We start from the raw sequence: 22,252 nt of genomic DNA on the forward strand, positions 1-22,252 counted from the left end.
CATGCTGACCTGTTCCGTACACCCGCTACCCTATCGCGCCAACCCCGCCGAATACTTCGCGGCCATTCGTCATGCCCCTGGCGCCGTGCTGCTCGACAGTGGCCGCCCCAGCGCCGAGCGTGGGCGGTTTGACTTGCTCAGCGCCTGGCCGCTGGAGCAAGTCACGGTATCGCCCGACGAAAGTGGCGACGATTTCCTGCAACGCCTGCGCGACAATCTGACACAACTCGGTGAAGCGACGGTCGCCCATGATCTGCCCTTCGCCGGCGGTTTGATCGGTTATCTGAGCTACGACTTCGGTCGCCATCTGGAGAACCTGCCGAGCCAGGCGCAGGACGATCTGCAATTGCCGGATGCACGTTTTGGCTTGTACGCCTGGGCGCTGATCAGCGATCACCAACAGGCCACCAGCCAACTGGTGTTTCACCCGACGCTGGTCGACAGCGAACGTCAGCGCTTGATCCGCCTGTTCAGCCAGCCTGTTGCTGAAACAGTCGCACCTTTCAAACTGCTGGCACCGATGAATGCCGAGCTGAGTGCTGAGCAATATCGCCACGCAATCGAGCGCATCCAGCACTACATCCAGGCCGGTGACTGCTATCAGGTCAACTTCGCCCAGCGTTTCCGCGCACCGTGCCAAGGTGATCCCTGGACCGCGTACTGCGCACTGCGGCTAGCATGCCCGACACCGTTTTCCGGTTTCCAGAGCCTGCCCGATGGCGGCGCTGTGTTGAGCCTGTCGCCGGAGCGTTTCGTCAAAGTCAGCGAGCGCCATGTGGAAACCCGCCCGATCAAAGGCACGCGCCCACGCGGCCTGACGCCTGCCGAAGACGCAGCAAACGCCGCCGAACTGTTGGTCAGCCCCAAAGACCGCGCGGAAAACCTGATGATCGTCGACCTTCTGCGCAACGATCTCGGCCGCACCTGCCGCACCGGTTCGGTATCGGTGCCGGAATTGTTCAGCCTGGAAAGCTACCCGAACGTACATCACTTGGTGAGCAGCGTGACCGGCGAACTGGCGGATGATCGGGATGCACTGGACCTGATTGCCGGCAGCTTCCCTGGCGGCTCGATCACCGGAGCGCCGAAGATTCGGGCGATGCAGATCATCGACGAACTGGAACCGACGCGACGCGGGTTGTATTGCGGCTCGTTACTGTATCTGGACGTGCGTGGGGAGATGGACAGCTCCATCGCCATTCGCAGTTTGCTGGTCAAGGATGGGCAGGTGTGTTGCTGGGGCGGTGGCGGGATTGTTGCCGATTCCAAGTGGCAGGCTGAGTATCAGGAATCGATCACCAAGGTGAAGGTGTTGCTCGATACCCTGCAAAACCTCTGACACCCTGACCCTGCAGGAGCAGCCTCGTTTCACTCGGCAGCGCCTGCAGGTCAGCGGGTTTACAAGCTCAAAGTGCGGTTAGACGCCTTGATGAACGCCTGCTTCAGCGCTTCAAACGTATGCACCGCCGGGAACTGCGGGAACTCGGCAATCACGTTATCCGGTGCATGGAACAGAATCCCGGCATCGGCCTCGCCCAGCATCGTGGTGTCGTTGTAGGAATCGCCCGCCGCGATCACCCGGTAGTAGAGGCTCTTGAACGCCAGGACCGACTGACGCTTGGGATCTTTCTGACGCAACTGATAGCTGGTCACCCGCCCGGTGTCGTCGGTAATCAGGCGATGGCAGAGCAAGGTCGGGAAGCCCAATTGACGCATCAGCGGCTGGGAAAACTCGTAGAAGGTGTCCGACAGAATCACCACTTGGAAGCGCTCACGCAGCCAGTTGACGAACTCGACCGCGCCGTCTAGCGGCTTGAGGGTGGCGATCACTTCCTGGATGTCGGCGAGTTTCAGGCCGTGTTCGTCGAGAATCCGCAGGCGCTGCTTCATCAGTACGTCGTAGTCGGGAATGTCCCGGGTGGTGGCCCTGAGGGATTCGATCCCGGTTTTTTCGGCAAAGGCGATCCAGATTTCCGGGACCAGCACACCTTCAAGATCCAGACAGGCAATTTCCACAAGACACTCCCATTTGTATTGTTTATTGAGTCGAGCGAGGCCGAACTCTAGCGACTCCTCTCCCACCGCGCAACGCAGAGGAAGCCCCGAGCGGCGCAGCTTTTTGTTACCATCGGCCCCATATAGAGCGCCCAGCGCCACCGACCTGTAGGAAGCCGCCCTGATGAGCACAACGTTCGACGTCGTGGAACTCGCCACGACCTATGCCAACAAATCCGCCCAGGACATCCTGAAGCTCGCGTTTGCCGAGTTCGGCGATGACCTGTGGATATCTTTCAGCGGCGCCGAGGACGTGGTGCTGGTGGACATGGCCTGGAAGCTGAACAAGAACGTCAAGGTGTTCAGCCTCGACACCGGCCGCCTGCATCCCGAGACCTACCGCTTCATCGATCAGGTGCGCGAGCACTACAAGATCGACATCGAACTGGTGTCGCCGGACCACACCAAACTCGAACCGTTCGTGAAGGAAAAAGGCCTGTTCAGTTTCTACAAGGACGGCCACGGCGAATGCTGCGGCATCCGCAAGATCGAACCGTTGCGCCGCAAGCTGTCCGGCGTGAAAGCCTGGGCCACCGGCCAGCGCCGCGACCAGAGCCCCGGCACCCGCAGCGCCGTCGCGGTGATGGAAATCGACACCGCGTTCTCCACCCCGGAACGTACCCTGTACAAATTCAACCCGCTGGCGCAGATGACCAGCGAAGAGATCTGGGGCTACATTCGCATGCTGGAGCTGCCGTACAACAGCCTGCATGAGCGCGGTTTCATCAGCATCGGTTGCGAACCGTGCACCCGTCCGGTCCTGCCGAACCAGCATGAGCGCGAGGGGCGCTGGTGGTGGGAAGAAGCCACCCAGAAAGAATGCGGGCTGCATGCGGGGAATATCATCAGCAAGGCATAACACTTACTTTCCTGCCCTGTGAAATCTCCTGTGGGAGCTAGCCTGCTAGCGCCCACATTGATCTGCATCAGGCGCCGAACAAATGTGTACACACGAATGTCACCATAGGTGCCATTTATGTGTGCACTTTTTTGTTTAAACGCCCCCAAAAGTTACATTTCCCTCCTGACGCGATTCATCTGCGCTTGCCCCATCTACTCGTAAAAAATAAATACCTGTTCAAACGGTCAATTTATATTGCCTGTTTTTCAGTAACTTGGCGTAACGCCATAACAAAACGAAATGAGCAGCACCTTTCATAGATCTCTCCACTGGCATGGAACTGGCTTAAGTGCATACATGTTTTGTATACAATCAAGACAAAACATACACACACTCAAGATCCGCAAGCCTGAAGCGCCCTATCCCGTACAGGCTGCAGATGCCCCGTAACCAATGATATTCGCTACACCGCGACGAAGATTTGTCGAGCCATGCGCTCATGCACAGTCATCGCGGCGTCGAGCATCAGGAGCCTGCCGGAATGCGTACAAGTCTCTCAAACAACAATATTGCGCTGGATCTGCCCTCCCCCCATCTCACCCCAACCGCTTTTGATCAAACGGCTGAATCTGTCGTGCTCAGCCCCCGCCTGCACAACAAAGACCTCGCGCCAACCAAGGCCGAAGGCCGACGCTGGGGCCGCTACAGCATCTTCGCGTTGTGGACCAACGACGTCCACAACATCGCCAACTACTCGTTCGCCATCGGGCTGTATGCCTTGGGCCTTGGCGGCTGGCAGATTCTCCTGTCGCTGGGGATTGGCGCCGCGCTGGTGTACTTCTTCATGAACCTGTCCGGCTACATGGGCCAAAAGACCGGCGTGCCGTTTCCGGTCATCAGCCGGATCAGTTTCGGCATTCATGGCGCGCAGATTCCTGCGTTGATCCGTGCCGTGATCGCCATCGCCTGGTTCGGCATTCAAACCTACCTGGCGTCGGTGGTCTTCCGTGTCTTGCTGACAGCCATCCATCCCGGCTTCGCCGACTACGACCACGATTCGATCCTCGGTCTGTCGACCCTGGGCTGGGTGTGTTTCGTGGCGATCTGGTTCGTGCAGTTGGCGATCCTCGCCTACGGCATGGAGATGGTGCGGCGTTATGAGGCGTTTGCCGGTCCGGTGATTTTGCTGACCGTCGCCGCCCTCGCCGCCTGGATGTACTTTCAGGCCAACGCAACTATTGCCTGGTCGATCCGCGAACCACTGACCGGTGGCGAGATGTGGCGCAACATCTTTGCCGGCGGCGCACTGTGGCTGGCGATCTACGGCACGCTGATCCTCAACTTCTGCGACTTCGCGCGCTCGTCGCCGTGCCGCAAGACCATCAAGGTCGGAAACTTCTGGGGCCTGCCGGTCAACATTTTGGTGTTCGCCGCCATCACCGTCCTGCTGTGTGGCGCGCAATTCCAGATCAATGGGCGGATCATCGAAAGCCCGACTGAAATCATTGCCTCGATTCCCAACACATTCTTCCTGGTCCTCGGTTGCCTGGCGTTCCTGATCGTTACCGTGGCGGTGAACATCATGGCCAACTTCGTCGCGCCAGCCTTCGTGCTTAGCAACCTCGCGCCGAAGTACCTGACCTTCCGCCGCGCCGGGCTGATCAGCGCGACCATCGCCGTGCTGATCCTGCCGTGGAACCTCTACAACAGCCCGTTGGTGATCGTGTACTTCCTGTCGGGTCTCGGCGCGCTGCTCGGCCCGCTGTATGGCGTGATCATGGTCGATTACTGGCTTGTACGAAAAGGTCAAGTCAACGTGCCGCAGTTGTACAGCGAAGACCCGAACGGCCCTTATTACTACAGCCGCGGAGTCAATTTGCGTGCGGTGGCGGCGTTCATTCCCGCAGCCCTGATCGCCATCGTCCTGGCGCTGGCACCGGGCTTCCATCTGGTGTCGCCGTTCTCCTGGCTGATTGGCGCCGCGATTGCCGGCTTGCTCTACCTGATCATCGCCAAACGCCAACCGCACTACGCAGACGTCAGCGGCGAAGCCATCGCGGTCGACAACGTCAGCCATTAACTCCATCGCGGCCCGGCAGCGTCGGGCCGCAGAACCACCTGCTATAAGGACTTCCCATGCGAATTCTCGTGGTCAACGTCAACACCACCGAATCCATCACCCAGGCCATCGCCCGCTCGGCCCAGGCCGTGGCCGCACCGGGCACGGAAATCGTTGGCCTGACGCCCTTCTTCGGTGCCGATTCCATCGAAGGTAATTTCGAAAGCTACCTGGCCGCTATCGCGGTCATGGATCGGGTGATGTCTTACGACCAGCCCTTCGATGCCGTGATCCAGGCCGGCTATGGGGAACACGGCCGCGAAGGTCTACAGGAATTGCTCAACGTGCCTGTTGTGGACATCACCGATGCAGCGGCGAGTACCGCGATGTTCCTCGGTCACGCCTACTCGATCGTCACCACGCTCGACCGCACCGTGCCTTTGATCGAGGATCGCCTGAAACTCTCCGGGCTCTGGGACCGCTGCGCGTCAGTGCGAGCCAGCGGTTTGGCGGTGCTGGAACTGGAACACGAACCGCAACGCGCATTGGAGGCCATCGTGCACCAAGCCGAGTTGGCGGTGACCCAGGACAAAGCCGAAGTGATCTGCCTGGGCTGCGGCGGCATGGCCGGGCTGGATGAGCAGATTCGCCAACGTACCGGCGTGCCGGTGATTGATGGTGTGACGGCGGCGGTAACCATTGCCGAGTCGTTGGTGCGACTGGGATTGTCGACGTCGAAAGTGCGGACTTATGCGACACCGCGACCGAAGAACATCATTGGCTGGCCGCAGAAGTTTATGCGGTAGACCGCGTTATCGTTCATCGCCAGCAGGCTGGCTCCCACAGGGTCAGCGCAGCCCTGTAGGAGCCAGCCTGCTGGCGATGGCCACACCTCGGTCTAAGGCCATACTTAAAGAGCACTAAACCGCTGACCCAACTCCCGCTCAGAAAACTGCTCAATAATGAAATCGACAAACGCCCGGGTCTTGCCCGGCAACAGTTTGTGCTCCGCGTAGTAGATCGAAATACTGCCGTCATCGATGTACCAGTCCGGCAACACTCGCTGCAACGTGCCCGCCTCCAGATAATTCACCGCAAACGGCATGCTCACCAGCGCAATGCCCAGGCCTTGTGTTGCTGCGGCGCATGCCGCATCCGAATCGCTCATGGTCATGCGCGCCTTGAGTATCAACGGCCGGCAGTGTTGGGGGCTGCGGCCGATCAACTGCCAGGAACGCACGCGTCCGGTTTGCGGCGACCGGATCAGGATGCCGTCGTGATGCTGAAGATCGTCCGGCTCCGTGATCGCTTCATGTCGCTTTAAATAGTCTGCAGAAGCCAGCAACACCCGATGCGCTGGTGCCAGCTTGCGCGCAACCACGCCTTGGGGCAGCTCAAAACCGCCACCGATCGCCGCATCGAACCCCTGACCAATCAGGTCGACCTGGCGATTGTCGAAATGCCAGTCCGGATTGATCGCCGGATAGCGCCGCAGAAACTCGCCGAGCAGCGGCACCACATATAGCCGCCCGAACACCGTGCCCATGCTGACTTTCAAAGTCCCCGCCGGCAGCCCTTCGGCGTTAGCCAGATGGGCCACGGCGTTCTGGATGGTCGTCAGGCTGGCACTGACCTGACTCAAGAACAGCTGGCCGGCCTCGGTCAGCGTCAGGCTACGGGTGCTGCGTTGAAACAACCGCACACCCAGTCGCGCTTCCAGTTTGGCGACGCTTTTACCCACCGCCGCCGGCGTCAGGCTCAAGCGCCGCGCGGCTTCGGCAAAGCTGCCGACTTCGGCGCTGCGCACAAAGCATTCGATACTGCTGAAGGTTTCCATGGCGCACCACTATAAACTTCCGGTTTACACAGACTATAGCAATTACCGTCTACACAGCCTGCAATCCTGAATCAATACTAGGCTCCATCAACCGGGACATCTCGCCTCGGGACTTGGAGATTGATATGACTACTCAGAACCTCAGCGGCAAAGTGGCATTGATTCAAGGCGGTTCCCGGGGCATCGGCGCAGCCATTGTCAAACGCCTGGCCGCTGAAGGCGCGACCGTTGCCTTCACCTACGTCAGCTCCACGGTGAAGGCCGAAGAACTGCAAAACAACATCATCGCCAACGGCGGCAAGGCCCTGGCCATCAAGGCTGACAGTGCCGATGCCGACGCCATTCGCAACGCCGTGACCGCGACGGTAGAAACCTTTGGTCGACTGGATATCCTGGTCAACAACGCTGGCGTGCTGGCCGTTGCACCGCTGGAAGATTTCAAACTCGAAGATTTCGATCAGACCCTGGCCATCAACGTGCGCAGCGTGTTCATCGCCACCCAGGCCGCGGCCAGATACATGATTGAGGGCGGCCGGATCATCAACATCGGCAGCACCAACGCTGATCGCATGCCCTTCGCCGGTGGCGGCCCGTACGCCATGAGCAAATCGGCGCTGGTCGGCCTGACCAAGGGCCTGGCCCGTGACCTCGGCCCTAAAGGCATCACCATCAACAACGTGCAACCCGGTCCGGTCGATACCGACATGAACCCGGCCGAAGGCGACTTCGCCGACAGCCTGATCCCGTTGATGGCTGTAGGGCGCTATGGCAAAGCCGAAGAGATCGCCAGTTTTGTTGCCTACCTCGTCGGCCCCGAGGCCGGCTACATCACGGGTGCGAGCCTGACCATCGACGGCGGTTTTGGCGCCTGATGCGTTAAACGCAATCCAAATGTGGGAGCAGGCTTGCTCCCACATTTTTTATCGTCACACCCACTCAAGCGCTGGCAGGCCAAAAGCACTCGGCTTGAAGGCCTTCAGCGTACGAAGAATGCCATCGGCGTGTGCAAATTTTTCATCCGCCATGGCCGCATCCGGAATCGCAATCGCCGTCATCCCCGCCGCTTTCGCTGCCGTGACACCGAATGGCAAATCCTCGAACACCAGACAATCCTGCGGTGAGACACCCAAACGCCGCGCTGCGGTCAGGAAGATATCCGGCGCCGGTTTGGCCGCGCCGACTTCCGGATCATCGGCGGTGACAATGAAGTCGAACAGGGCGAACCAATCGCGGTGCAATGTGGTTTTCTGGCCGAACGACTGACTCGACGAGCTCGTGCCCACCGCAATGGGAATGTTGTGAGCCTTCAGATGCCGGACCAGTTCCTGTGCGCCAGGCATCGCCTGTGCTGTAGGAAAACGCTCGCGCATCAACGGCTCGCGGATCAGCAGAAACTCTTCGGCTGTAATCGGCAATTCCAACGTCTCGACCACGTAGCGTGCGAGGTCACCAGCACCGCGCCCGATGATGTGCTGCTTGAGGCTCCAGTCGAAGGTCCGTCCGTAACGCCCGGCAATGATCGACGTCACTTCGGTGTAAATGCCCTCAGTATCCAGCAGCAAGCCGTCCATATCGAAAATCACGGCCTTAATCGGGCCAAACCCATCCAGCGCTGCATTCATCGCATCTGATCCGTTTTCAATGACATCCCAGGCGGCTCAGGTGTGGCCGGCTCCGTGATTGATTAAAGGTTTCAGCAGCATAGCGGGCGGCGACAACGGGGAGCAACGGGAAAAACCCGAGCCGAACAGAAGCGATATCGATGATTTAGCGATTCGCCCTACACCAAATGCCGTTTTTCCCGACTTCTTTCTCGATTGATCCATCGCAGAGTTTCGCGCCCCCTCTTCACCCGAGCGAAAGACCGCGAATGTTCGATCCCGACAAGCTGCTGGCCCTGAACAACACCATTGGCTTGCTGGTGGTGGCGGCGATGAACCCGAAGCAACCGGACATCGAAGCGCTACTCGGTGATTTCCGTCTCAGCCTCAACGATTACGAAGCCTGGGCGGAAAACTACTGGGCGGGCGGGACTCTGGATGTCGAGCAGGTGTTCAAGGTCGGCCATGAAGTCCGCCTCAGCGCATCGAAGAAATCCACCACTGCGGTCAGTTCAACGGTAGCCATGTGCCCGGCCAGCGGCCCGCTGACACTGGTTCACATGTTTGAAGCCGCGCGCTTCGTGCCCATCGGCAATACGCCGGTGATGCTCGAACGATTGCTTAACGAAGGCCAGGGCGAACCGCAGTATGGCAAGCCGATTCATAAAACTATCGGCCCCAGCGGCATCCTGGAAATCGACGATTGCTGGCGCGGCAATCGCTATCGCATCACCTTTTTCCCCAACGTCACCAGCGATCACGTCAAGACGCTTTATGACTCCTATAAAGGCGTCCTCGGCGAGCTTGAGGGCTGGTTGCGCAATGAATGGAGCACCGACTTTCAACCGTTGTGGGCCGGGTTTTCCCAGGCAGACTTCATTGAACGCTACGGCATGCTGCAACGTGCTGACTGGCGCGGCGTCGAAAACTCGCTGCACGGCCTGTGGGATGACGTTAAGCAGCTCTACGCCCTGATCTCCGACCTCCAGGCCAATAGCGAAAAGCTCCTGGAGTACTTGAGCGAAGCGGATATCGAGGCGCTGTTGAAAGCGTCGTCTGAAACCTTCGCCAATGTGTTGCTGGTGCTAAGCGACGAACCATTGATGTTCATTCATCTGGCGGCTTTCACCACTTGGCTGCGGATGCTGCCGCCGCAATACATCGCCGACGTCGTGGCGCAAGTTCGTACAGAGCTGTTGATCAGTTTCCTGTTGGTGCGCTTGACCGGTCCTGCAGGCTTGAGGCTCGGCATCAGTGCCAAGGTGCTCAACAAGATCAAGTCCGAGCGTACTCGACGTTGGTTGGCTGCGGCAGGTTTGCGACTGGCGGAACTGACGAGCCGTTCTGATCTGAGCACTCATGCGAGCGCACTCAAACCGTTGATGCTCAATGCCCGGAACGCACCGCTGAAGCCTGCGCCGGCGGTGCCTTTGCAGATCAGTGCGGCAGGAGCAGCGGATGTTTTGGTGGACAATCCGGTCGCCATTACTCGCAACAAATCCGAAGCCAAGACACGGCTGGGCCGGCAGGAACATCGGGATGATGTTCCTGTTCAAGCGAAAAACCCCAACGGCGACAGCGCCGATTCCGCAGACCGCACCGCCACCCACGGCTGCCCGGTGTCGCTGGTCACCGGCGAGGAACTGCTGACCCTGACTGACGGCGTACTCGATGGCGTGCTGCCGTTCGAGTTCACCCGCCTGTATCGCACCAGCGCGGTGGAGGTCGACAGCGGCCTCGGGTTTGGCTGGAGTCATTCGCTGGCCCAGCGCCTGGCCATCGACGGCGACACGGTCATCTGGATCGATGCGGAAAACCGGCGCACGCCGTTTCCGCTGCCGAACCTGACGCGTCCGGCGATCCACAACAGCCTGTCGCGGGCGGCGATTTACCTCGGTGATGAACCGGAAGAACTGATTGTCGCCTTGGCTGGCGAGTCGGTGCGCTTCCAGCATTTTCGCAATGGCCAACTGAGCGCGATCAGCGACGCCTATGGCAATCGTCTGAGCGTGCAGCGCGATTTTTCCGGGCGGATCGAGCGCCTGGACAACGGCGCCGGGCGCTGCTTGTTGCTGCGCTACGAGCGTAGCCACTTAGTCGCCGTCGACTACCAGCGGTTTCACCTCGGCGACGATCAGCCACCGGCCTGGCGCACCGAGCAGACGCTGGTGACTTACCGCTACGACGCGCGCTGGCGGCTGATCGAAGCAACTAATGCGGCCGGTGAAAGCGAGCGCTACGACTACGACGAACAGCAGGTCATCCTGCAACGGCAACTGGCCGGCGGCGCGAGTTTCTTCTGGGAGTGGGAAAAGTCCGGCAAGGCTGCCCGCTGCGTCCGTCACTGGGCCTCGTTTGCGCAGATGGACACGCGGTATCGCTGGGATGACGACGGCGGTGTCGTCCTGAAACACGCCGATGGCAGCGAAGAGCTTTACGTCCACGACTCGCAGGCACGGCTGGTACGCCGGGTCGCGGCCGATGGTGGGCAACAGCAAAAGACCTACGACGCACAGGGCCGCTTGCTCGCCGAACAGGACGCCCTCGGCGCCGTCACCGAATACCGCTACGACGACGTCGGACGGCTGATCGCGCTGATTCCGTCGGAGGACGAACCCACGTCCTACGAGTACCGCAACGGTTTCCTGCATGCGCGTTATCGCGGTAAGGCCAAGTGGACCTACAAACGCAACGCCCAGGGCGATGTCACCTGGCTGACCGATCCCGATGGCCAGAGCACCTACCACGAGTACGACGGGCAAGGGCGTCTGCTGGCGATCCGTTATCCGGATCACAGCCGGCAGGTGTTCGAGTGGAACGACCTCGGCCAGTTGCTCGGCGAAACCCTGCCCGACGGCGGGCGTCGGCGGTTTTCTTACGATGCGCTCGGGCGACGGACGACAGCTGAGGATGAGCTCGGCGGGGTCAGCCGTTACCAGTGGGATGCGGTCGGCCGCCTGTTGCAGTCGACCTCGCCGAACGGCGCCAGTCGCCAGTTCAGCTACAACGCCTACGGCCGGATCACCGCTGAAACCGACGAACTGGGGCGGGTCACGCGTTTTGAGTACGCCGACGATCTGCACCTGGTCAGTCGGCGGATCAACCCCGACGGCAGCGAACTGAAATACCGCTACGAGCACGCGCAGCTGTTGCTGACCGAGATCGAAAACGAGGTCGGCGAGCGTTATCGGCTGGACTACACGCCGAACGGCTTGATCCGACAGGAACGCGGCTTCGACGGCCGGCGCACGGCCTATGCCTACGACCTCAACGGCCAGTTGCTGGAGAAAACCGAGTTCGGTGATGACGGTTCGCAGTTGCTCACCGCTTACCAGCGCGACGCCGCCGGACGCTTATTGGTCAAGACCCTGCCCGACGGGGTCAAGGTCGAGTACCGCTATGACGGACTGGGCCGGCTGGTCAGTGTCGACGACGGCCAGGACCATCCGCTGGAGTTCGAGTACGACGTTCATGACCGGCTGATCACCGAGCATCAGGGCTGGGGCACCTTGCGTTATGGCTACGACGTCAGCGGCCAACTCAAGCATTTGCGCCTGCCGGACAACAGCCGCCTTGAGTACCACCGCGCCAAGGGTGGGGCGATGACGGCCATCGACCTCAATGGCTCACGTCTCACCGGCCATCATTTCGAGTTCGGTCGTGAAAAAAGCCGCCAACAAGGCCTGCTGTCCAGCGACTATGCCTACGACGAACAGGGCCGTTTGCAGGCCCATGCCGTCCGGCAAAACCAGCGTCCGCTGTACCGCCGCGAGTATGCCTACAGCGCCAACGGCAACCTCACACAGATCAGCGACACGCGCCACGGCCCACGGCGCTACCAGTACGACCCGCTCGATCGCCTGACCGGCGTACGCCACGGCCGCGATCAGGCCCCGGAAAACTTCACCCACGACCCGGCCGGCAACCTGCTGATCCACGACCGCCCCGGCCCCTGGCAACTCAAAGGCAACCGCCTGCGGCGCCACGCCGACCGGCATTACGACTACGACGCCTACGGCAACCTGATCCGCGAACGCCGCGGCCACGACGTCACCGCCTACCGCTACGACAGCCAGCACCGCCTGACCGGCCTCACCTTGCCCGACGGCCGCACGGCGAGCTACCGCTACGACGCCTTCGGCCGCCGCATCCAAAAAACCGTCGACGGCCAGACCACGCAGTTTTTCTGGCAAGGCGACCAGATCGTCGCCGAAAGCGGCCCCAACCACTACCGCAGCTACCTCTACGAACCGGGCAGCTTCCGTCCGCTGGCCATGCTCGACGGCAAAGGCCCGAAAAAAGCCTGCCCGTTTTACTACCAACTCGACCACCTCGGCACCCCGCAGGAACTGACCGACTACGGCGGCGAAATCGTCTGGTCGGCGCGATACACCGCCTACGGCAAAGTCAGCCAAATCACCCACGGCGGCGGTGAACAGCTTGAACAGCCATTGCGCTTCCAGGGCCAATACTTCGACACCGAAAGCGGCCTGCACTACAACCGCCACCGCTATTACCAGCCGGATACCGGGCGTTATCTGACGCCGGATCCGGTGAAGCTGGCGGGTGGCTTGAACGCGTATCGCTATACGCCGAACCCGACGGGGTGGGTGGACCCGTTGGGGTTGAGCGATTGCCCTGGTGGAGATGGGTGTAGGAAGCCGGTGATTGGGGTTCAAAACCCTGCAGACAATACGATTGCTGACAACGGCGAGCCCAGCTTACCAATCGTAATTCATGGTATTGATCCGAGAGCCTTAAAGAGAACGCACGCCATTTCAGGTAAGGGGTCGACTAAAAGAGTTGAAAGTATTTCAAAAGAAATGCGTGCTGTGGGTTTCGACAGCCAGTTCCCAATTGAGGTCGCCGAAAAGGACGGAGAATTTTATATCCTTGATGGGCATCATCGTGCCTCTGCCGCTAGGCAAACGTCGACTGACGTGATAATAAAACTCGTAAGAAATATTAAAGATCACAAAGGATATCTGAACACTATCGAAGAAGTCCTAGAGTCGGCAGCTAACACTGGGCACGACAGGCTGGAGCAACGTAGAAGATGAGTATAAAAACCAACAATCTAGAACAACTAATACTTGAATTTCTTTCCAAGGTAGAAAGGGCGACGACTTTGCTTGAGGAGAAATTTGGAATGCGCTGTATTCTAGGGCTATGGCGCTCCAATAAAATAGAGCGATGTGGAACAATAACGGGAAATATTACATATGAGCTACATGGAGTTGGCTGTGCTGTTTACCTACCTGAAGCATGCATAGACTTTGACTATGGCACGGATGGAAGAACCGACGGATTCGACGTTTGGCGACTATACCTGCTCGCCTGCGAATTACCATCGCAGTATAAAAAATATACCGATAAGAAAGTTTTAAAGTCTGAGTTTGACGAATATATAGCGATGGGAAAACTTGAAAAAATGTCACCAGACACAAACGACTTGTATGTATTCAAAGAACAACGCACATAAAACTTATTAGTAGAAAACTCTAATGAGACGCATCAAATTTTCATAAAATCAAAGCCCGGAAAAATTCCGGGCTTGATTCCGTCCAAATCATATCAACCGCCACTGTCCGCTTTCGTATTATCCGCCCCACTCCGCTCACTATCCGAGTTCACACTACTCCCCTTCGAACTCCCACCACTCAGGGACCCGCTTCCTAACCCCGGGCGGGTGCTGCTCCCGTTTGCATCGCCACCATTCCCACCACCAATCGACCCCGGCGGTAGTGCATTCTCGGGCCCAGAGCCCGCATTCATTTCCGTAGACGGCGGCATCCCGCCCTTGTCGACGGGTGCGTCGCTGCCGGAATACGCCGCAAGTGAACTCAGCGACAACAATCCGGCCACCGCCAAAGCAGTCAATGCTGACCTGTTCATGACGAGTCTCCTTTGAAAGTTGCTTACCTGACTTCTGGCAGCAGTCACTTTTCAAGGGTGCCGCTCAATCGACGAGCGGCAGCTCGATACCGGGCGAATCAACTGGGTTCGCCGGAGCAATCCTTGCCGGCAATGTCTGGATCATCCGGGGTGGCCTCAACATCAGTGCGCTTCGCGTCTTCGTTGGGAACCTGCTCGACACCCGCATCGTCGTCGGGTGGACGCTGGTCGCGACTCAAGGGGTCAGTCGGTGAAGGCAACGGATATTCCGGGGTTTCGTCGATGTCAGTGTCATTCGGGTCAGCATTCATCGTGCACCTCTCAAAGAGCCTGAAAAGCAGGCCCTGATCTTTCGAGAAAGGTGCAACGTGGAGGTTCGATCAGCAAGACAACCGGTCAACCAAATCAAAAGACTCAATCAGTCGTCTTCTCCGTCATCGTCCTCTTCTTCAAACTCGATGTTTCCGACATCACCCGCATCATCGGAATCGTTGAGCGGAACTGTCGCGTCATCCATCAAGGAACCCGGGTCTTCATTGCCGGGATCGTTGATGAATGGCAGCCCGCTCGGACCTTTTTGTTCCTTGCCTTCGGTTTCCGGGGTCATGGTGTGCCTCACTTAGCCAAGATGTATAACTGCGACCGAATCAGTGATGTTTGTTTTTATGCTTGTTCTTGTGTTTATGCCCGCCACCGGAATGGGAGCTACCGTTATCGCTTCCCAAATTGTTGCCGACTGCACCACCCGCCGCCCCACCGAGGCCTGCACCAATGGTCGAGCCCGTGGAGCCGCCGAGGCTATTGCCGATCACTGACCCACCCGCCGATCCCAGGCCACCGCCCACTGCCGCTTCTGTACGGCTGCCCTTGGGCGCGCCAACCGCGCTACCGGCCGCGCCGCCGACACCGGCGCCAATCGCCGCACCTGTGCTGCCACCCATTTGTCCACCGACCACGTTACCCAGCGCACCACCCAGACCACCACCGACCGCCGCGGTGCCGTCGCCGGCCGCCATGGCCAATTGAGAGAGGAACAATCCAAAAACAAATACGGGCAACGTCAAACGCCGATTTTTTGCCTTGCCTTTGGTTCTCGGGTTCATGGCACGCCTCACTTTTTCAGGGGTATGCAAGATTTGAGGCGACGCCCCGAGAAACGTTCAAATCGAGTAGGAGGCGGATTCACATCCGCCGTCCTCTCACACCACCGTACGTACGGTTCCGTATACGGCGGTTCAGGTTTAGCGGTTAAGCCGGGTTATCGTATCCAGTATCGAGACCAGCCCGAGTCGATCCCATAGTTTCTTCGGCAGCGCCTGATTCATATGGGGGGCTCCGGAGTTCCACCAAGGGCCTCGACCATTGAATGCCGAGTTACAAGCACGCGCCTCGTTGAGTCCCAAGCGCATCAAGTTGCGGGCCCTCGTAGAGGGCTGCTTCCATTGGCGCCAGATGATACAGCGAAGTTTATGTCGCACCCACCCATCCAGTGTCTCAAGTGCCCGCTTGCTCTGACTTAGCTTGAAATAGCCTGCCCAACCGCGCAGTACGGGGTTTATCCGTTCGATGACGTTCGCCATCTTGCGGCTCCGCGTTGCACGCAGCAGGCTTCTAAGTCGGTCGCGTAGGCGATTCAGACTCATCGTCGCCACTCTCAGTCTCGGCTGTTGATGCCAGCTCATCCCGTAGCCCAGGTAATCACACATCCACGACCCGGCTACTCGGCTCTTTTCCCGGTTCAGCGTCAGTTTCAGGCGCTGTCTCAGGAAGCGCTCAACGCCAGCCATCACCCGGCGCGCCCTTGTTGCTGACTACGCGTTGATACGCACGCCTGAGGTTGGCGGATGCAAGCACTTGCTCCATCAACGTGTCCGGCTCCGCTTTCGTCCACGTCACAGACGCCGTCGATACCTGTGCGCTGTCAGCCGTCATCCTCGGATTCTGTCCGGGACTCGGAGTAACAGTCTTCTCTGGGAGAAATTTCTGCATTTCGGTATTCAACGAGACTGTGACGCCTACTGGCGGCATAACCTGTTCGGCCCTTGGTGGCGTGGTTTTTTTCCGCCACTTACTACGGCCTCGGCTGACTTCTGCAGGTTCATCCCGTCGCCTCTCGACGCTCGGTAGCACAGTGGCAAACCTGCAGATCTCCCAGGGTAATTCGCGCGACCTTCCTGCTTATGCCTGTCGGATCTACGTCACAGCGTTCCGTGCAAGTATCGGGCTTTGAAGATGCTTGCCTTCTTACCCCGCTGCGCCGCCTCTATCCGCTTCCTGTTCGTCAAGCCAGCAATTTGCCTCGGGCTTCCTTCAGATTCGCAGTCACCCGCGACACCCTTGCCTCTGGCTAACACTTCCCCTTGCCGGGTGTGTAGAGGACTTTCACCTCCAAGTCACCAGCGAGGCCACCACAGCCAAGCTGGTTGCGCTTACGCGCAACGCGCCATGCCTGGCGCACAAACGAAAAAGCCCGGCATTTAGCCGGGCTCTTCTAAAGGATCAATCTGATCAGTGACGCTTGTGACCTTTGGCCAGGTTGCTGCCGACGCCGCCGCCCAGTGCGCCACCCAGGCCTGCGCCGATGGTCGAACCGGTCTTGCCGCCCAGGCTGTTGCCGATCACCGAACCACCGGCAGCGCCAACACCACCGCCGATGGCAGCGCTGGCACGGTGGCCTTTTTTGGCCGCAACGGCACTGCCTGCTGCGCCGGCTACACCCGCACCAATGGCTGCACCGGTGCTGCCGCCCATGCTCTGGCCCACAACGTTACCCAACGCACCGCCCAACCCACCACCAATGGCGGCAGTGCCGTCGCCGGCGATTGCACCTTGAGCAACCAGAAGACCCAGAACCAGAGCAGGCAGTGTGAAACGCATGACAAAAACCTCAAAAAATAGGGGTGTAAACAAAAGGGGCGAGATTGAATACTTTAGGGGAGAAAATGTCCAGACATGCGCGCGCTCAACCTCGTTGTTGGCGACGGTTGGACAGCTTTTTTGGAAAAGGTTTTATCGCAGGCAAAAAAAAGCCCGCTGGGGAACGGGCAGGGTGTTGCTTCTAACGGATGAGTTGAGCCTACGTACGACCTTGTGAAAACTTTGTGAAAATCCTTCCGGTTAAATATTCGTTCACATAATCCATCGCGCACAAAAAACCCCGTTCGATGACGGGGTTCGCTTGCTGGTCCACTACTTCTTCACCGGCGCCGATACCTTGGGAAGAAATTTCCCCTTCAGTACCCGGCAGGCACGGGTCTTGATCTTGTCGACCTCGGTCTGATCCTCGCCGAAGCTGGCCACATATTCAGTCTGGCCGCACTGCACGTAATTGTTGATCGGAAATTCTGCGCCGTCGTCCTCGATATACGGATCAGCCATCTCATCACCCCTCTCAAAAACGGGATCGACACCGGCAATCCCTATTTGCCCGAAAAATATCGATCACCAAGGATTTTGAGACTAGCCGGTCATTACTGGACTTGCCGTTCAGACCAGCCAAAGCCCGACGAATGGCCCACCACTGGATCAGCGCAATTTGACCGCCGTCCCGGTCACGAACACCACCACCATCCCGCCCTTGCCGGCAGGCATGCTGATCTCATAATCGAGCCCCACCACCGCGTCCGCCAGCAGTGCCCGCGCCCTTTCCTTGATCTCGTCTGTGGCCTGCTCGCGCGCTTCCTTCAACGCACGCTCCAGCGTCTGCGAGCGCCCACCGAAGATGTCCCGCATCCCGGCGAACATATCGCGGATGACGTTGACCCCCTGCACCGACTCGGCGCTGACGATGTCCAGATACGCAGTAATCTGACGGCCTTCGACCGAATGGGTTGTGGTGGTGATCATAAAAATCCTTTAAAGAGGCACGCATTCTGACGGCATGGCAAAGATGACAGATAAGAAACCGACACGCCAAAACAACAAAACCCCTGGCTTCTTTCGAAACCAGGGGTTTTGTTTACATCGAATTTGGCGGTGAAGGAGAGATTCGAACTCTCGATACAGTTTCCTGTATACACACTTTCCAGGCGTGCTCCTTAAGCCACTCGGACACTTCACCGTATCTCTTCAAACATGTTCTGTCTGTCGAGGCGCGCTAATGTAGTCGAAAGCTTTTCTGATGGCAAACATTTTTTTCAGAATTTTCATGCGGTTAACGCGATTAGCAGAATGCCCTTGCTCAAGGACATGGCAAACCGGCCAATCTCCGGCTTCGCACCCGCGTCTATATAGAGGGCAATTCGCCGCTGGCGTGGCGAGCTACGCTTGCCGGGCGGGGAAAGGGTGACTGGCGGGTCAGTCACGGCGCTTTACCTGGCCTGTGGCGGTGGGTAACTTCTGCCCAACTTTATTGAAAGGAATAGCGTCATGAGTGAGTTGATTTCCTACCATCTCGAAGACGGTATCGCGACCCTGACCTTGAGCAATGGCAAGGTCAATGCCATTTCTCCAGACGTGATTTCGGCGTTTAACGCTGCGCTGGATCAGGCGGCAACTGATCGTGCGGTGGTGATCATTACCGGTCAGCCCGGGATTCTCTCGGGTGGCTATGATTTGAAAGTGATGACCTCCGGCCCTAAAGAGGCGGTGGCGCTGGTCACGTCCGGCTCGACGCTGGCCCGTCGCCTGTTGTCGCATCCGTTCCCGGTGATTGTAGCTTGCCCAGGCCATGCAGTGGCCAAGGGCGCGTTTCTGCTCTTGTCGGCCGACTACCGCATCGGTGTCGATGGTCCGTTCAGTATCGGTCTGAATGAAGTGCAGATCGGCATGACCATGCACCACGCCGGTATCGAACTGGCCCGTGATCGCCTGCGCAAGTCGGCATTCCACCGCTCGGTGATCAATGGCGAGATGTTTAACCCGCAGAGCGCGGTGGATGCCGGCTTCCTCGACGTGGTGGTTTCGGCCGAAGAGCTGCAAGGTGCAGCGCTGGCCGCGGCGCGTCAGTTGAAGAAGATCAACATGACCGCTCACAAGAACACCAAGCTGAAAGTCCGCAAAGCGTTGCTGGATACCCTGGACAAAGCAATCATCCAGGATCAGGAGCATTTGGGTTAAGCCCAACGCTGCGTTAGCGAAAAGCCCGACCGTCATGTCGGGCTTTTTCGTACGTACGTCGATGAAAAGCCTGTAACCGCTCTAGAACGCGTCTGACCCATCAGTCGGAAACATGCGCTTAAACATCGGCTATCTCCCGCCTCTGTAGTGGCAATTGCTGAAAACAGTGCACATCCGTACACTGCGCCACCTTTTGTCCCGGTGGGGCCTGAAAATGCTGTTTGCTTTACGTATGTCATTGATGGGCCTGCACTTTATTTTGGCAGGTGTACTGGGCGTGATTCTCGGCCTGTGTCGCCCGTTCAATCCGGACAACAGTCGTCTGTGCGCACGCCTCTACGCGTGGCCAGCCATGTGCATTTTGCGTTTGCGCGTGAAGGCCGATGTCGGACCGTTGATGAATAAACCCGACAGCTGCGTGATCATCGCCAACCACCAGTCCAACTACGATCTGTTTGTATTCGGCAACGTCGTACCCCGCCGCACCGTATGTATCGGCAAGAAGAGCCTGAAGTGGGTGCCACTGTTCGGTCAGTTGTTCTGGCTCGCCGGTAACGTGTTGATTGACCGGGGCAACGCGCAGAAGGCTCGTCAGTCGATGTTGACCACCACCCACACCTTGCAAAACGAAGACACCTCGATCTGGGTATTCCCGGAAGGTACGCGCAATCTGGGCGAGGAGTTGCTGCCGTTCAAGAAAGGTGCGTTCCAAATGGCCATCGCAGCAGGCGTGCCGATTGTGCCGGTGTGTGTCAGCAGTTACGTCAAGCACATGCGATTGAACCGCTGGCGCAGTGGGAACATTCTGATTCGCTCGTTGCCGGCGATTCCTACTGTGGGCCTGAGCCTTGATGACATGCCCATGCTGATTGCCCAATGCCGTGAACAGATGCGCGAATGCATCGATTCAATGGACCGGCAACTGCAAGTCGCTTGAAAGAAACCCGCCCTGTGCGGGTTTTCTTTTTGCAGTGAACTGCGCAGATTTCACTGACTCTCAAACAGCAGACAAGGCTAAGCTGAACGCTGTCTGCCACGGCCATTTGCCAATTCGAAGTTGCCAATAAGAAGTGAACCTGGATTATGGGTAGAGTTGTTGCTGCTGCGGTTTATAGCGCTGGGAAGAAAGTCACCAATATCACCCTGGACGAAGGCGCGGCCTGGGCTGCAAAACCTGGTCACTTTGTCTGGATCGGCCTCGAAGAGCCGAATGCAGAGGAACTGTTCAATCTGCAACGACAGTTCAACCTGCATGAACTGGCCATTGAAGACGCCCTTGAGAAACACAGTCGCCCGAAACTGGAAACCTTCGGCGATGCGCTGTTCATCGTCACGTATTCGCCAATACGCGAAGACGGCAAACTCAAGTTCATCGAGACCCATATTTTTGCCGGTAACGGCTACATCATTACCGCACGCAACGGTCACTCGGCGTCCTACGCCTACGTCCGCCAGCGCTGTGAGGCACGTCCGCTGCTGCTGGAGCACGGGGAAGATTTCGTACTCTATGCCATCCTCGATTTCGTGATCGAGAACTACCAGCCCATGGGTGAAGCGATCCACGCTGAAATCGACGAGCTGGAACACAACGTCATGTGCGGTTCCCTGAATGAACGCGACATTCAAAAACTCCACAGCCTGCGCCGCGATGTATTGCGCTTGCGTCGATTTGCAGCGCCGATGGTGGAAATCGGCGAAGAACTGCAAAAGCTCAGCTTTCCGTTCATCGACAAAAACATGCGTCCGTACTTCCGCGATGTGCAGATTCATGTGACGCGGCAAATGGAAGACCTGACGACCTTGGCCGATATCGCCAGCCAGACCATCGAGGTCGGGGTGTTGCTGGAGGCGTCACGTCAAAGCGTGGTGCAGCGCAAATTTGCCGCGTGGGCGGCGATTCTGGCGTTCCCGACCGCGGTGGCGGGGATTTACGGGATGAACTTCCAGAACATGCCCGAGTTGACCTGGCATTACGGGTATTTCGCGGTGCTGGGATTTATTACGGTGGGATGTGTGAGTTTGTGGGCGAGTTTCAAGAAGTCGGGGTGGTTGTAGTCGGGGCCGGGTTGTCCAGGAGAATCGCGAGCAGGTTCGCTTCCACAGTGATACGCGATCACCTGTGGGGCAAGCCTGCTCGCGAAGCTTTTAGCCTTTAAACCGTTTCTGGCTTGTGCGCCACAAACCGCATCATCCACTCGGCCACCGTGGTCCCGTGGTGTTCACTGTCCAGGCTGGCGATGCCTTTCGAGTAAATCTGTTCACCCAGCGCTTGCTGACGAATTTCCAGCAAGGCGCGGGAATAGTCGTGGATGAATTCCGGGTGGCCCTGGAAGCACAGCACCTGATCGTTGATGTGATACGCGGCGAACGGGCAGAAATCGCTTGAGGCAATGACCGTAGCGTTTTCCGGCAGCGCCGTCACCTGGTCCTGGTGACTGATCAACAGGGTCAGCTCTTCGCGCACCGGACTCATCCACGGCGCCTTGGCCGCGAGTTTGTAACTGTGGGTGCCGACGCCCCAGCCCTGGGTCGCCCGCTCGCTCTTGCCGCCCAGCAACAGCGCCAGCAACTGATGGCCGAAACACACGCCCAGCAGCTTGTCGCCACGCTCGTAGCGGGTCAGCAGGTATTCCTTGAGGGTCTGGATCCACGGGTCGGTGCCGAAGGAGTCGGCCTTGCTGCCGGTGACCAGGTAGGCGTCGAAGGTCAGGTCATCGCTTGGATAATCACCCTGCACGACGTTGTAGATGGTGAATTCAGCGGCGATGGGTTGCTGCGAAAACAGGTGTTTGAACATCTGCCCGTAGCCCTGATATTGGTCGACCAATTCCGGACGCAGGTTGTCGGTTTCCAGAATGCAGATGCGTAACGACATAAAAAATACCTGACACGTGATGGGAATAATG

The 22,252-nt window shown here is 58.4% G+C and carries 20 protein-coding genes, 1 tRNA gene and 1 pseudogene; 10 read left to right on the forward strand and 12 right to left on the reverse strand.

The features are described from left to right. The first annotated feature begins 1 nt into the window (after nucleotide 1). Nucleotides 2–1,339 (forward strand): aminodeoxychorismate synthase component I, encoded by a 1,338-nt coding sequence (pabB, locus tag ACNYC6_RS04600; RefSeq protein ID WP_419711290.1) that lies wholly within the window; start codon nucleotides 2–4, stop codon nucleotides 1,337–1,339. A 59-nt stretch (nucleotides 1,340–1,398) separates the two neighbouring features. On the opposite strand, the gene thrH is transcribed toward pabB, so the two are convergent. Next, nucleotides 1,399–2,016, reverse strand: coding sequence for a bifunctional phosphoserine phosphatase/homoserine phosphotransferase ThrH (gene thrH, locus ACNYC6_RS04605; protein WP_419711291.1), 618 nt, complete (start codon nucleotides 2,014–2,016; stop codon nucleotides 1,399–1,401). Between the two features lie 163 nt (nucleotides 2,017–2,179). Here thrH and ACNYC6_RS04610 point away from each other — a divergent pair, with 163 nt between their 5' ends. The 3 genes from ACNYC6_RS04610 to ACNYC6_RS04620 all read left to right on the forward strand — a co-directional run bounded on the left by ACNYC6_RS04610 (nucleotide 2,180) and on the right by ACNYC6_RS04620 (nucleotide 5,761). Continuing rightward, nucleotides 2,180–2,914, forward strand: coding sequence for a phosphoadenylyl-sulfate reductase (locus ACNYC6_RS04610; protein WP_419711292.1), 735 nt, complete (start codon nucleotides 2,180–2,182; stop codon nucleotides 2,912–2,914). Between the two features lie 523 nt (nucleotides 2,915–3,437). Continuing rightward, complete coding sequence (locus ACNYC6_RS04615) at nucleotides 3,438–4,976, forward strand: NCS1 family nucleobase:cation symporter-1 (RefSeq protein ID WP_419711293.1); 1,539 nt, start codon at nucleotides 3,438–3,440, stop codon at nucleotides 4,974–4,976. A 56-nt stretch (nucleotides 4,977–5,032) separates the two neighbouring features. Next, nucleotides 5,033–5,761 (forward strand): aspartate/glutamate racemase family protein, encoded by a 729-nt coding sequence (locus ACNYC6_RS04620; protein ID WP_419711294.1) that lies wholly within the window; start codon nucleotides 5,033–5,035, stop codon nucleotides 5,759–5,761. Nucleotides 5,762–5,865: 104 nt separating this feature from the next. Here the strand turns inward: ACNYC6_RS04620 and ACNYC6_RS04625 are convergent, their stop codons facing one another. Continuing rightward, nucleotides 5,866–6,792 (reverse strand): LysR family transcriptional regulator, encoded by a 927-nt coding sequence (locus ACNYC6_RS04625; protein WP_419711295.1) that lies wholly within the window; start codon nucleotides 6,790–6,792, stop codon nucleotides 5,866–5,868. A gap of 125 nt (nucleotides 6,793–6,917) precedes the next feature. Between ACNYC6_RS04625 and ACNYC6_RS04630 the strand changes: the two genes are divergently transcribed. Further along, nucleotides 6,918–7,664: a 3-oxoacyl-ACP reductase family protein gene (locus ACNYC6_RS04630; RefSeq protein ID WP_419711296.1), complete on the forward strand. Its 747-nt coding sequence runs from the start codon at nucleotides 6,918–6,920 to the stop codon at nucleotides 7,662–7,664. A gap of 54 nt (nucleotides 7,665–7,718) precedes the next feature. On the opposite strand, the gene ACNYC6_RS04635 is transcribed toward ACNYC6_RS04630, so the two are convergent. Then, nucleotides 7,719–8,414, reverse strand: a complete 696-nt coding sequence (locus ACNYC6_RS04635) for an HAD-IA family hydrolase (protein WP_419711297.1) — start codon at nucleotides 8,412–8,414, stop codon at nucleotides 7,719–7,721. A gap of 248 nt (nucleotides 8,415–8,662) precedes the next feature. On the opposite strand from ACNYC6_RS04635, the gene ACNYC6_RS04640 reads away from it, so the two are divergent. Next, a complete protein-coding gene (locus ACNYC6_RS04640) occupies nucleotides 8,663–13,453 on the forward strand; it encodes an RHS repeat-associated core domain-containing protein (RefSeq protein WP_419711298.1) in 4,791 nt (1,596 codons plus the stop codon). Then, a complete protein-coding gene (locus ACNYC6_RS04645) occupies nucleotides 13,450–13,875 on the forward strand; it encodes a DUF6896 domain-containing protein (RefSeq protein ID WP_419711299.1) in 426 nt (141 codons plus the stop codon). The genes ACNYC6_RS04640 and ACNYC6_RS04645 overlap by 4 nt, the downstream gene beginning before the upstream one ends. Before the next feature lie 511 nt (nucleotides 13,876–14,386). Here ACNYC6_RS04645 and ACNYC6_RS04650 read toward each other — a convergent pair. The 8 genes and pseudogenes from ACNYC6_RS04650 to ACNYC6_RS04685 all read right to left on the reverse strand — a co-directional run bounded on the left by ACNYC6_RS04650 (nucleotide 14,387) and on the right by ACNYC6_RS04685 (nucleotide 18,348). Beyond that, nucleotides 14,387–14,599 carry a hypothetical protein gene (locus ACNYC6_RS04650; RefSeq protein WP_419711300.1) on the reverse strand — a complete coding sequence of 71 codons (213 nt, stop codon included), beginning with the start codon at nucleotides 14,597–14,599 and terminating at the stop codon, nucleotides 14,387–14,389. A 107-nt stretch (nucleotides 14,600–14,706) separates the two neighbouring features. Further along, nucleotides 14,707–14,895: a hypothetical protein gene (locus tag ACNYC6_RS04655; protein WP_419711301.1), complete on the reverse strand. Its 189-nt coding sequence runs from the start codon at nucleotides 14,893–14,895 to the stop codon at nucleotides 14,707–14,709. Nucleotides 14,896–14,935: 40 nt separating this feature from the next. After that, a complete protein-coding gene (locus tag ACNYC6_RS04660) occupies nucleotides 14,936–15,391 on the reverse strand; it encodes a glycine zipper domain-containing protein (protein ID WP_419711302.1) in 456 nt (151 codons plus the stop codon). Nucleotides 15,392–15,529: 138 nt separating this feature from the next. Continuing rightward, a pseudogene (locus tag ACNYC6_RS04665) lies at nucleotides 15,530–16,316 on the reverse strand (group II intron maturase-specific domain-containing protein). A 480-nt stretch (nucleotides 16,317–16,796) separates the two neighbouring features. After that, nucleotides 16,797–17,165 (reverse strand): bacteriocin, encoded by a 369-nt coding sequence (locus tag ACNYC6_RS04670; protein ID WP_419711303.1) that lies wholly within the window; start codon nucleotides 17,163–17,165, stop codon nucleotides 16,797–16,799. Nucleotides 17,166–17,477: 312 nt separating this feature from the next. Beyond that, the gene (locus tag ACNYC6_RS04675; RefSeq protein ID WP_416130491.1) at nucleotides 17,478–17,666 is read right to left on the reverse strand and encodes a hypothetical protein; all 189 of its coding nucleotides are present in this window, start codon (nucleotides 17,664–17,666) and stop codon (nucleotides 17,478–17,480) included. Between the two features lie 147 nt (nucleotides 17,667–17,813). After that, nucleotides 17,814–18,134: a YbjQ family protein gene (locus ACNYC6_RS04680; protein WP_419711304.1), complete on the reverse strand. Its 321-nt coding sequence runs from the start codon at nucleotides 18,132–18,134 to the stop codon at nucleotides 17,814–17,816. A 124-nt stretch (nucleotides 18,135–18,258) separates the two neighbouring features. Next, nucleotides 18,259–18,348: transfer RNA gene (locus ACNYC6_RS04685), tRNA-Ser, on the reverse strand. A gap of 308 nt (nucleotides 18,349–18,656) precedes the next feature. Between ACNYC6_RS04685 and ACNYC6_RS04690 the strand changes: the two genes are divergently transcribed. The 3 genes from ACNYC6_RS04690 to ACNYC6_RS04700 all read left to right on the forward strand — a co-directional run bounded on the left by ACNYC6_RS04690 (nucleotide 18,657) and on the right by ACNYC6_RS04700 (nucleotide 21,401). Continuing rightward, on the forward strand, nucleotides 18,657–19,346 hold the full coding sequence (locus ACNYC6_RS04690) for a crotonase/enoyl-CoA hydratase family protein (RefSeq protein ID WP_419711305.1): 690 nt from the start codon (nucleotides 18,657–18,659) through the stop codon (nucleotides 19,344–19,346). A 214-nt stretch (nucleotides 19,347–19,560) separates the two neighbouring features. Continuing rightward, nucleotides 19,561–20,283, forward strand: a complete 723-nt coding sequence (locus ACNYC6_RS04695) for a lysophospholipid acyltransferase family protein (protein WP_419711306.1) — start codon at nucleotides 19,561–19,563, stop codon at nucleotides 20,281–20,283. 146 nt (nucleotides 20,284–20,429) lie between these two features. Beyond that, nucleotides 20,430–21,401, forward strand: coding sequence for a magnesium and cobalt transport protein CorA (locus ACNYC6_RS04700; protein WP_419711307.1), 972 nt, complete (start codon nucleotides 20,430–20,432; stop codon nucleotides 21,399–21,401). A gap of 97 nt (nucleotides 21,402–21,498) precedes the next feature. Here ACNYC6_RS04700 and ACNYC6_RS04705 read toward each other — a convergent pair whose 3' ends face one another. After that, complete coding sequence (locus ACNYC6_RS04705) at nucleotides 21,499–22,221, reverse strand: amidotransferase (RefSeq protein ID WP_419711308.1); 723 nt, start codon at nucleotides 22,219–22,221, stop codon at nucleotides 21,499–21,501. Nucleotides 22,222–22,252: the final 31 nt, after the last annotated feature.

This window comes from Pseudomonas sp. NFX224 (genome assembly GCF_048565165.1).
Taxonomy (GTDB): domain Bacteria; phylum Pseudomonadota; class Gammaproteobacteria; order Pseudomonadales; family Pseudomonadaceae; genus Aquipseudomonas.